We start from the raw sequence: 13069 nt of genomic DNA on the forward strand, positions 1-13069 counted from the left end.
TAATAACAGTTGAGTCTGTTAAAGTTAAATTATTTTAATTAAGTAATGTTTTGTTAAAAAAAATGGGTTCTGAAAAATCCAGAACCCATTTAAAAATATGAAAGACTAACGAAGTTTAGTAAATGATCTTTTTACTTATTTCAATATTGTTTTCCAAAGTTACTTTGATGATTAATGCATTGTTGGTAGAAACCAATCGGTATAATTCCAGTTGATTAGTGTTAACATTTTTGTACTCATCAATTTTTCTTCCTAGAACATCAAAAACGGTTACGGTTTTGATGTTTTCCAATGAAGAGGTTACGTTAATACCGTGGTTATTGTACACGTTTACAGAAGCTTCAATGTTTGCAACTTCTTCATTACCTAGAGTGCTTTCTGCATATCGTAATACAAAGCGGTTGTCAAATGTTCCTGCTGCTGAAGTGTAGCTATAAGGAGCAAGCTTCAGGTTGTGTATCACATTTAGCATTTTGTCTTCAAGGTAAATGTTGTTGTTGTTGAAATCGGTATCCATATGGTCAATGCCGATTGTATAGCTTCCTTGTACAGTTGCTTTAAAACCTAACGGTACTACATCTTCCTGAATGAAAGGCCAAGGACGTCCCTGGATGGTAAGTTTTTTGTTTCCGGTGAAAGAGTAGAATTTAACAGCATTTCCTGCTAAAGCTTCACCATCAAAACCTCTGTCCCAACCTAAAGTGGCATTTTCAGCATATCCTACTAAAATTTGACTAAAGCCACCATTGTTGTTGGAAAGATTCAACCATAAACGTTGTTTGTTAAACCCGTTTGTATCACTTGTTTCTGAAGAATCTCTATAGAAATTGTTATTACTGTTGGTAACACGCATACTATTGTTGAAGGTCACGTTGCCTGTAGTGCCATTCGTCATTGCGTCATCAGCACTGATAAAGAACGATTGTCCTGAAGCAATAAAATGTGTTGGCATTGTACCTCCTGTTGAGGCTGTACTGGTTGCGCCTAATGAGTTTACTGTAGCATAATCGTTTACGGTGTAATTGTAAACGTAATTTCCGTAGAAAGGATCTTGTGTAGCAGTCGTCGGTAAAGTGTTGTGAGTCCACAAATAAACTGTTCCGTCTACTACAGGTACATTCGCAGGGTTGTTTAAGAAGCTTACAATGTTGATGGCTGAAGGGTATGGGTTACCAATTAAGTTCCACTCGTCATCAGCATCCGTAACTACTGTAGAACCGCCACTAGGTGTTGTACTTCCAATATTGGCGTTTGTTCCTTTAGAAATAGGCATGGTGATGATTCCGTTGTTAGGAGTTCCTGTGAAATTTGCTGTGAAACTTTGTTTTGTTCCTGTAGATGGGAAAGTTCCCGGTGCTCTTGCTATTACTCCATAAGTAGGATTCATTACAGCTCCAGTACCTAAAGCAGACCATATTCCGTTTGCTCCCGATACTGTTGGTAAGTATCTGTATATGTGAGATGTTCCTGAGGTTAAATTGCCTACTGTAAAACCGGAAGCTGCTGTTACCGGAGAATTCCAATAGGTGTAATCTAAACGGTACATTGGTTGTGATGTGCGTTTAATGTGTGCGATACCGGAATTGACAGAATTGTTAATCTGTACCAAGCTTCCGGAATTTTCAAGTACCATGTCTCCACCTGCCGCAATAGTCACAGCATTTGTAACTGTTATAGTGTTGTTAGGATCTACTGTTAAAACCCCTCCGTTTTGAATGCTAACACTACAAGCAACTGCATTTGCACCACCAGTTACTATTGGTTTGTTAACGGTGTTAGGAATTGATACACCTTCAGTTGCAAGTGGAACACCAGCCGGTGTCCAGTTTGCAGCAGTATTCCAGTTGGTTCCTGCAGAACCATTCCATATTTTGTTAGCGTTAACAGTAACTGTTGTCTGGTCATTTTCTTTAACTGTAGTGCCATTACAAAGTGTGTAAGTGATCTCTGCAGTATAAACTGTTGTTGCACTTGGACAAACAGTAATTGTTGGAGTAGTTCCGATAACCGGACCGGTAGCTGTTGGTCCTTCATACCAGTTTATTGTTGTGATTGAAGACCCAGATGGTACAAATCGCCAAGCTTCACCTGTTGCAGGTAAAACGGTCCAGTCTGGATCAAGGGAGTTTCTTCCCGGAGCTACAGTTGCTGCAGTTCCCGTTGCGTTTTGAATACCTACAATTGCATTTCCACCATTCCAGGTACCATCAACTCTTTTTTCTTTAATGTATACTTCAATCACATTTGTGTTTTCATATAGAACCATCATACCGGTGTAAAGAATGCTGTTGTCGTCAAACATTGGTACATCGCTCCAAGAAGCAACCAAGGCTCTACAACCCGTATTTAATGTGATAAGTTCCCAGCCAACCTGGCCACCGTATCTAGGATCGATATCATGATATACTCCAAAGATAGAATTGGCGAATAAGGCGCCTGTTGTACTAGGTAGATTATTGCTAAATGAGAATCCTGATGATGTGTTCGCTTTTGATGCATCAAATGTTAAAACACCATTAGAGCCAATTACACATTGATTGTAGCTGTTTCCGTAAAAACAGAAGTTGAAAGGTAAGTTTACTATAGGTGACCATACATCGTCATCGTCCACACTTACAGGATTTCTAAGACAGCTGAATTGATACGGTGGGCTGAAAGGGATAGATTCTACGGTATATGCCGTAGTATTTCCTAATTGTAAATAATCTGCTTCAAGATCAACACAGTTACCAGTTGCACAAGTAATAGGGGATGGGTCAGCACCGTTTAAGTTCAATCCTCCCGATATTACATTAGGACAACCTAATGTTGAAGTTCCGGTTCCTGGTCCAAATGCAGGACATAAAGGCATGGTTACAACAGTTACAGCTGACCACATTGAAGCGCCGTCAGTACCGCCGCAATCCGAACGTACCCAGATATAATAAGTTTCGCCACTTGTTAATCCTGTAAGATTGGCTGTAGTTACCCCTGCAGCTGTGCTTCCTGTTGGAGTAGTTCCGCTGGTAGGTGCTGTGTTTGTTGTTGAAATGTAATAATCGTATCCACTTGCAGGTGCAGGTGCCGATGCAGTCCAAGCTAATGTAGCTGTTGTGTCTGATGTAGGAGTTGCGACTATACCAGTAGGTGCAGGGCTACCACATAAAGGAGAGGAAACGCAAATTCCAAAAGTTCCGTTATTGTCATTAGCATACTCCCAAAAACGAATATAAATAGTAGAACCCGGTGTTAAACCAGTTCTTGTGATACTTGGCATTAATCCATTCGCACTGTCATCATCGTCACATTCTAACAAGGTTAAACTTCCACAAGTACCTGTATAGAGTGCCATTCCACCGTCTGTGATTACCCCTGTTTGTGTGTCTACTGTAATTTGTCCATTAGCCGGTACCGTTACAGAAAACCAAATGTCACCACCGGAATATGTTGAACAGCCTGGAGCGGGAACTCCTGCGCTTGCGGTTGCACCGGCATTAGTGTATGTTGCGTAGGAGCAGTTGCCGCTTACTGTTAAGGCAATTGCACCGGCGCACTCATCATTAGTAACCGGAGGTGGTCCTGCAGTACAGCTTCTGGAAATTGTGAAAGTTCCCGTTGTTGTACTTCCGGATGAATAATGTGCAATATATACATAATAGGTTGTTCCGTTTACTGCTGTAAAGGTATAGGATTCAGTGCCACCAGATAATGCGCTGTCCTGACATGTGATGCTGGTTAAAGTTCCGCAGCTTCCTGAAGAAATTGACATTTCGTGATCAAAACCTGAACCTGCCGTTGATGAAATTGTGGTTTGTTGTCCGTCTCCAACGAAAGTATACCATTTTCCGTAATCACTCATGGAGCATCCTGATCCGTGCGTAAATAAAGTACTGCCAACGGTTGTTCCTGCTAAATTAGTAGTTCCACAGGCTAAGGTAGTTGCGCTTACACAAGGAGTACTTGTGTAGGTGATGCGGATTTCTCCTCTTGCACCATTACCTCCGGCTACACTGGCACCGTTATGTTCTCCACCGCCGCCGGCACCGCCTGGCGCGTTACCTGGATTTCCTGGATTGTCAGATACGTTACCTGCTCCACCGGTTCCGCCGGTTGCGGCACCATTACCGCCAGCGTTGCCTTTGGTGTTTCCAATGGATCCGTTACCGCCAGAAGTGTTGGTTCCGCCAGTTGCGGTTCCGCCCGCACCGGGAGTCGATTTGTCGGCACCACCACCAACACCTCCATTTGCTGTTAATGTTAAAATGGTTGTGTTTCCACCGCTTGTTCCTGCTCCACCTACCGTGTTTGTTCCTCCCGCACCTATAGTGTAGGGGATGACTTGTCCAGGGGTCACTGTAAAAGTGTTTGTAGTGTGGCCACCACCACCACCACCAGAGCCTCCTTTGTTATCTGTAGTGGAGCCCCCTCCGGCGCCACCGCCTCCCCATGCCCTAATGGTAATGGAGGTAACTCCAGCAGGTACTGTCCAAGTTCCCGAGCCTACGGTAGTAATATTGTCTGTGGTTTGCGCATTAATTAGGCATGACCATAGTAATAAGAATAAGTAGTGTAATTTGAACTTGGTTTTAAATAAATTGTTTTTTTTGGCGTAATAATCTTTCATTTTGGTAAAACTTTACATTTGTTTTTTTAGTAGTTAGTAAAATATTATGAAATAATTAAAATATCGTTAAAAATATAAATTTAATCGACAAAAAAAACAAAGTTGGTGCTAAAACTCTTAAAATTATCGATGAAATACATTTTTTCGTATTTAAATAACAAAACGAATTGAAAATGTTGTAATAAAATGTCTGTGTACAAAAAAAAAGAGGCTCACAATGATGAGCCTCTTTTTTGTAAGAATGATTTGTAAAATTAATCCACTTAGAAGATTACTTTTTTGGTTAGCGTTATCCCGTTAGTTAAGGTAATTTTAACCAATAAAGCAGCAGTTTTTGGATTCAGCTGACTAATAGACAAAATATTGCTTTGTATGTTTTTGTTATCATATAACAATTTTCCCTGAATATCATATACTGCAACCTCTTTCAAGAGTTCGGAATTTGACTTAACATTAAGCATGTCGTTTGTATAAACAAAAACTGAATTCTCAAGGTTTGTGATATCGTCAGTGCTTAATGTGCTTTCTGTATAACGTATTACAAAGCGGTTATCGAAAATCCCCATTTCGGCTGTAAAAGTATAAGGAGCAGCTTTTAAATTATGAATAATATTAAGCAGTCTGTCTTCCAAATAAATATTGAGATTAGTATTGTCTGTAAATAACCCGTCAGTTTTTGCTATAGCTATTGTATAGTTGCCGGCTTGAGGTGTTTTGAAGCCTAAAGGGATAATATCATTACTGTCAAACGGTACTGCTTTTCCTTGGATATTGAATTTCTCCGTTCCAATTAAGGAGTAGATTTCAAAATTAGCTTTTACATCCAGAGCTGGTGCATCGTACAAGCGATCAAAGCCATTTGTGGCTCCGCTTGCATAACCTAATAATGTTCTGCTTGCACTGTTGTTTGGTGCAATTAAATCCAGCCAGATTCTGTTTTTTTCCACACCGGCCTCTTCAGTTTCGTTTCTGAAGAATTGATCATTTCGGTACGTATTGCTTCGTAATGTATTAGCAAAAGTTACATTTTCTGTAGCGGCAGCAGAAGTATGGTTCATCAAGACAAAGAAACCCTGGCCTGCGGCAATTCTTCCGTCAAACACTGGGCTCAGTGAGCCTAAATAATTGTATGTGATATAATCTGCAACCGTATAATTTAATACGAAATTCTGATAAAAAGGATCGGCAATTGCATTTGATGGTAATGTTCCATGTGTCCATAATTTGATGAATCCGGCAATATTGGTGTTGTTGGCCAGGAAGTTATCGGCATGAATGGCAGATGGGTATGGATTACCAATCAGATTCCAGTTGTCGTCATCTTTAGTCGCCGGGGTTGGTGAAACACCTGTTGCATAGTTGGCGCCGTCATACGTGCCTCTGCTTATTGGGATTGTGATAGTTCCGTTATTCGGTACACCGGTAAAAGTTGCGGTATAGTTTTGGAAAGCGGTAGTGTAGGCATCAGGCCCTCTTACAATATAACCTTTTCCAAGTGTCATGCTTTCCGTAGTGTATGCCCAGTTTCCAAAACCATTAAGATTTGTCGGTATGGTTGGTGTCCATTTCCATTTATAGCCTGTTGTTGCCGGTGAAACATTTGGTAATGCGAAATTGGCAACAGGTGAAGACCAATAAACATAATCTAATCTGCGAATATTTACATTTCGCTTCATGTTGATGTTTCCGCTGTTGGCTACGTTGTTAATCTGAATCAAGCTCGAAGCATTTTCAAGATTGAAAAGACCATTGTTGTCAACTGTTACGGCGTCAGTTACTGTTAAAGTGTTGTTTGGTAAAATCTGAAGATCACCATTTGGTCTAACAGTTAGTGTTTTTGCATAAGCATTATTGGATGTGTTGTTGATTCTTGAATCGAATGGACCATCATAAACGAAAACACAGGTGTTGGCATCCGGAACACCAACCGGTTCCCAGTTGTTAGGGTTGTACCAGTTGTTATCAACTGTGCCTTTCCATAGTTTTGTTTTGTTGTTGATGGTAACCAATTGTGAAACCGGACATCCGTTACCTAAAGTTGCGTTGGCTGTAAAGGACCAAGAAGGAGCTGCTAGCTGCACAGCTGTAGGTACTACATAAACCGTTGTGACGCTTTGCGCAACATAAGGTATAGTTAATGCAGGATCAATAAACGCGTTAACGCTTCCTCCTGTCCATGTAAATGTCGTGTTTAAAGGTTTTACTCCTTCCAGTTTGATGTTGTCGATAGCCCAACCATCATCCCACTGTGCGATGTATCGGAACCTGAATCTCAAGTCGGTAACACCGGCATAAGGCGTGAAATTTACCGTTTGTGATGCGAATGCTGATGGTGTGCCAGTATCTGTAGTGTAAGTAATTACGGGAGCTGACCAGGCACCACCGTTAACAGAAACCTCAAGTCTTCCGCTGTCTCCAGAGAAAGCACCATAAATATGATTGTATGTTAATGTTAATGATGTGTATAAAGAAGCATCAATCGACGGTGAAGTCATGATAGTTTCGATGTTCGAATTGTTGTAATCCGAAGTGGTAAAAGCAAAGCGATTACCTGTTGTGCCTACGGCTCCAGAGTTCACGGCAGGACGCCATACAGAAGTTGAGTTTGGTACATAAGGACTTGTTTTTACACTCCAAGGGGTATCTGCTCCTGCGTTTGTAGAAACCGGTGTAGTTACTGTGAAAGGAGACATGCCTGCTTCAAAATCCTGTAATAACAGCGTTTCTGTAACAAAGTCACCTGTTGCAGAAATCTGAACCACATTGCCTTCTCCGCAAACTTCAGGAACCGATGGGGTTACTGTGATGTTGGAAGTAGGTAAAATTGTTGCGATAACAGGTGTTCTGTGAATGGTTTCGCAAACACCGTCATAAGCGGTTACGTAATAGGTTGTAGTGGTGCTTATTGATGGAGTAGTCCAAGAGCCACTGGCAGTAGTAGCGATTGGTGCACCACCAGAAGCGGTTGTGTACCATCTGAAACCGGTTGCGGTAGCAGTTTTTGTAGCATTTAAAGTCACTGTATTAGTGGGTCCGCAAGCAGAGCCATTGGTAACTGATGTTATCTTTGACGGACAATCTTCAACTATTCGTATGGTGTAATCTTCCGTTTCTCCGGTAGTGTAAGCTGTACCACAAGGCAATAAAGTGGCAGAGTCGCAATAAGCTCTTGTTCTTACGCGCATTCTGTAATTGCCCGGGAATGTACCGGCTGGTACAACGAAACCGTAAATGTTGTCAAGTGCTGTAGCTACAGGTGCTGCATCTGTTCCGGAAATATATACTTGTTCTCCCGAATCGTCAAAATCACCGTCTTTGTTCCAATCTACCCAGGTTTTAATAAATTGAGAAGTTGACGAACATGGTGGATTGGTGTAGGTTCCGGAAACAATGATTTCCAAGTTGATTCCGCTACCCGCTACTTGTGTTGCAATTGTGGTTCCTGAATAATTTCCGTAACCGCCGGCTGAATATGTTGTAGGCCCGTTAGTTACATCACTAATGGTTCCAACAGAACGTATGCTGGAAATGTATGCGGATGAATTCGTTGATGATGGAGTACAGTAACTAGGTAAAACAGCAGTGGTTGTAGCATTTCCTGTTAATGGACTCGTTGTTAGGTATAAAGGTCCTCCTGTGCAAATTCCGTTGAACGAATAGATGTAAAAATAATAGGTTGTATTATTGTTTAATCCTGTTGCAGTAAAGGTTGTGTTAGTATCGTTATCTACTACAATATAGCCTGAACTTAAAGAGCTTCCTATGGCATATGAAGTCCCGTTTACAGGAGCTGACGGTGCGGTGTTGAACGTACTGATTACAACTAAATAACTATCAGGAGCAGGTGAGGCTGCTGTGAAACTGCCTGTAATTGAGGTTCCTCCGGCAATAGGGCTGAATACTGTTGGTTGAGCTGTCGGTGCAGCACAGACAGGAGCATTGATTATGTTGATGGTGTAATCCTCGGCCTGACCAAATCCGGCTCCTGTTCTACAAGGATCCGTTGGAGCTGAGGCAAAATTCTTAATTATTCGCATTCTTGTTGAGCCTAAAGATGCTCCAGCCGGAATTGTGATGGATTGGGTCAGTACTCCTGCAGTTGTATTATTGATGGTTCCCAGGTTGTACGATTCACCGGCATCAACAAAATCGCCGTCTCTATTCCAGTCGAAATACGCATAAATGTAATCGGTCCAATTGCCACAAGTATTGGCTGTGACAGAAAGCGTGTAGCTAAAACCTCTAAAGGCATTAGTGCTTACCGCAGTGAAGTTTTCATAGCTTGTACCGGCACCACATACGTTCGCGGAACTGTTGTTAATGGTGTTGAAAGTTACATTGCTTATTGGTTCAACAGCCGAAGTAAATGAAGGTGTACAGTAGGAAAGAGTAACGCTTAAGATTGCTACTGTAGAATTAGCGGAAGAACCACAGGAGTTTGTAGCTCTTGCTCTATATCTGTAACTATCCATGCTTGCTGGAACCGCAGTTAATGATAATGTTGCCGTGGTAGCACCACTGTAAACGCCTCCATTGGTTACGGTTGACCAAGTGCTGCCTCCGTCAATGCTAACTTCCCAAACATAACTTGTTGGGGTGTTAGAAGCTACAACAGAGAAAGAAGTGTTTGTTCCTGCAGTGATACTTGCATTGGAAGGATTTGTTGTTATTGCTGGGACATTATTTATAGTTATAGGGGTAGATGAGCTACAGGTGCCAATTGTATATACTACAGTGGCGTTACCCGCACTGATTCCAGTTACTACACCTCCTACAGTTATTGATGCAGAACCTGAGCCGTTGGTAATTGACCAAGTACCTCCGCCTACAGCATTTGTGAAAGCGGGAGTGTTTGCGCCAACACATACCGTTGCTGCTCCACCACCTATTGCTGCGGGAGTTGGAGTGATAGTGAAGCTTCCGGCAGATGTTCCGGTTCCTCCTGGAGTGGTTACTGCAATTGTGCCTGTTGTTGCTCCAGCTGGTACGGTTGCGGTAATTTGTGTTATTGTGTTTATTGTGAATATTGCATTAGTGCCGTTAAAGGATACTATGCTTGCTCCTGAAAAATTTGTTCCAGTAATTGTAACGGATGTTCCAATGCAACCAGATGTAGGTGTGAAGGATGTAACGGTTGGAGTTCCATAGATTGGTGTTATTCTGATAACTCCTTGAGCACCTGCTACGCCGTTATTACCTGATCCACCACTTCTTACACTTGCTCCAGCTCCTCCGCCATAATTAAATCCGGCCGTTCCGCTACCTGCGGTGTTTCGGCTGTTTCCTCCGTATCCTGTATTTGGTGCTATAAAAGGATAACCTGTGCCGGGAGCACCACCAGTATTGTTAAGACCTGCGCCGCCATTTGTTGAGATTCCGCCAGCGCCACCGCCACCACCGCCTGATCCTGTGTTAACTCTTGCTGCACCAGCTCCTCCAGATGTTCTAATGTCTCCTGTGCCTGAAGCAGAAGCACCACCTGCAACAGCAGCGATTCCTGTATTACCGGTTCCTCCTTTTGCCAAAGCAACTGCGCCTGTTGGGTTGCCCGCTGCGGTGTTTCCAAAATAGGTGTCACCACCACTAGAGCCAGATGTGTCGCCACCGCTTCCTATGGTGAAATTATAAATATTGCCGGGCGTTACATTCATGGTGGTTCGCTGTGAGTAGGCACCGCCGCCGCCGCCGCCACGAGAGTCATTGCTGGCTGGAGCAGATACGCCGCCGCCGCCGCCAATGACTTCTACTTTTATGGTGAAAATGCCGGCAGGGCAAGTCCATGTACCGTCACCGGTTGTAGTTAAATCCGTTTGCCCGAAAGCATTAGAAAAACCAAAAAACATAAACAAAATCAATATCAGATTATTGGTTTTTGTTTTGTCCTTTTTGGTAAAATTGCTCTGGTTGTTAATGCGGCCAGAACAGGTTAATAAATCGTAAATCTGTTTCATAAAGAATTGTAGTTTATTTTGAGCAATTGGAATTTTAAATTAATAAAAAGTCGCATTTTTTTGTCGGTCTTTATTCTGGATTTTAAAAACACAGCCACTTTGTAAAATAAAGGTTTGTATTTTAAGATTTTGAGAATAAAATATTAATTGTATGGGTGATTTGTTATTTAACAAACAAAAAATTGAACTATTTGCTAAAGTTACAATTTTAATTAAAATCTGCTATGTATTTAAGGAGGGTTGCGTCAATTATTTTAAATAAAATCGATAAGCAACATTTTTTTTGGTTATAATTTATTTGTTGAAGTAATGTCGGGTCTTTTTGTGTTTGATTTTTCCTTGGAATAGCTATGCGTGAATAGTTATTTTGATTTTTGGAAGATCCTTTCTTTTTGTTTTAAATACAACAAAAAAGTATTTTATGACAAATATTTTAACAAAATAAGTAGGTTTTTACACCTCTTAAATATTTTTTTTGGTAGGTTTTGACTTACTTTTGTCTTGATTTTTTTGGATGCTGCATCTTAATTTTAAAATAGAGTATTTTGTGCGTTGAAGTCAAAAAAAGCTTTTCATCTGTTTTTTTAAACATTTTGAATAAAAAAAGTTGAAATACTTTGCATTAAATGAAAAAATAAAATATTTTTGTTTGAAAGTGTCGAATCTTACTAAAAACCAAGTGCTTATGAAGTCAAAAATACTAAAAGGTTCATTGTTGTTGGTAGCAGCAATGTTTAATCAGGAGCAGTTATTTGCTCAAATGTATGTAAGTCCAAACAGTTATGTGTTTGTGAATAACGAACAGTTGTATGTTAAAGGCGATTTAGAGCTTAATGCAACAACAAGTAATATGTATTTAAGAAGTGATGCGCAATTGCTTCAGGGGACTACAGGTGCTGGTGCTAATAAAGGTGTGGGTTCGCTTTCGGTTTATCAGGAAGGAACAGCTGATGGGTTTGATTATAACTATTGGTGTTCACCAGTAGGGAATGTCTTGTCAGCCACTTCGGTAAACAATCCGTTTGGAATCTCTCAGTTAAAAGATATCACAGGGTTAACTACTTCAAATAATCCGGGAATCACAGCAGGATTGAATGGTGTGGCTTCTCCTTTGACAATTTCCACGAGATGGATTTATAAATTTGTAACTTCAAATGCCTATGCTAACTGGGTTTATGTTGGAGCTGCCAATACTTTAAATGCAGGAGAAGGTTTTACTATGAAAGGGACAGATGGTACCAGTGCAAACAATCCGGGAGCAAATCAGCGTTATGATTTTAGAGGTAAACCAAATGACGGAACGATAAACATTGCTGTAGCACCTGGAATGAGAACCTTAACAGGAAACCCTTATCCGTCTGCAATTAACTTGAATTTATTTTTAAGAGATCCGGCAAATTTAGCGGCAATCAATGGAACGGCATATTTTTGGGAACATAATGATGCTACAAATTCACATTATTTGGCTGCTTACCAAGGAGGTTATGGAACATATATAGCGAACAACGGTGATTTTTCACCAGGAACCTATACTGCTGCAACATGGAATACTTATAATCCCGATGGAACCCTAAATACAACAGGTGTGTCAACCGGTAGTACTTACAAGAGAATGTTTACGCCGATTGGTCAAGGATTCAAAGTTGAGGGAATTGCTCTAGGGAATGCTGTGATGAAAAACTCATACAGGGTTTTCGTAAAAGAAGGCGCAGCTAATAATTCTGAGTTTGAAAGAACAGCTTCTGCTAATACGGATCGTAATACTTGGGATGAAATCCAAAATGTAATGGGAACGGATTATACACGATATTCAAGTAAAGAATTACCTCAGATTAAAATTCATACCGTATTAAATGATCAGTTTTCAAGAGAAGTAGCATTAGCGTTCAATTCACATGCAAATGACGGTTTTGATGCTGGGTTGGATGCAAAGTGCCCAGAGTATAGCTTACCTAGAGACGCCTATTTTCCTTTAGATGATACTAATCAGTATGTGATTTCTACATTGGCTTTTGATATCGATAAAAGAATTCCGTTTGCTTTCAAGGCTGATGCCCAAACAACTTTCAAAGTTACGGTTGGGAAATTAACCAACTTCGATTTGGCTGAACATATCTTCATGCATGACAAACAAACAGATGTGTATTATGATATTAAAAACAATTTCTTTGAGATTACTTTGCCTGCAGGAGTTGTTAAAGATCGTTTTGAAATTACTTTCAGAGATGCAGCGCTTTCAAACAATGATGCTGATATTTCGCAAAACTTTGCTGTGTTCCAGGATAACGGATCTAAAAATCTAACAATAAAGAATCCTGAATTAATGAACTTGGAGTCTTGTTCAGTTTATGATATTGCCGGTAAACTTGTGATTTCTAAAACAGATTTAGGAAACAACAGCGAGTATACTTTCCCGACAGCAAGTTTAACTACAGGGGTCTATATCGTAAGACTTAATACAGTTGATAATAAAGAAGTAGGTAAAAAAGTTATCATAAATAACTAAAAACCTTTT

Annotated in this window: 3 protein-coding genes; 1 reads left to right on the forward strand and 2 read right to left on the reverse strand. The window is 40.7% G+C overall.

What is annotated here, in order from left to right; genetic code table 11:
- Positions 1 to 115: 115 nt before the first annotated feature.
- The gene (locus ABGT15_RS01690; RefSeq protein ID WP_367229678.1) at positions 116 to 4603 is read right to left on the reverse strand and encodes a T9SS sorting signal type C domain-containing protein; all 4488 of its coding nucleotides are present in this window, start codon (positions 4601 to 4603) and stop codon (positions 116 to 118) included.
- 263 nt (positions 4604 to 4866) lie between these two features.
- A complete protein-coding gene (locus ABGT15_RS01695; RefSeq protein ID WP_367229679.1) occupies positions 4867 to 10554 on the reverse strand; it encodes a GEVED domain-containing protein in 5688 nt (1895 codons plus the stop codon).
- Between the two features lie 685 nt (positions 10555 to 11239).
- Here ABGT15_RS01695 and ABGT15_RS01700 point away from each other — a divergent pair.
- Positions 11240 to 13060: a T9SS sorting signal type C domain-containing protein gene (locus ABGT15_RS01700; RefSeq protein WP_367229680.1), complete on the forward strand. Its 1821-nt coding sequence runs from the start codon at positions 11240 to 11242 to the stop codon at positions 13058 to 13060.
- Positions 13061 to 13069: the final 9 nt, after the last annotated feature.

This window comes from Flavobacterium enshiense (genome assembly GCF_040750275.1).
Lineage (GTDB): Bacteria > Bacteroidota > Bacteroidia > Flavobacteriales > Flavobacteriaceae > Flavobacterium > Flavobacterium enshiense_B.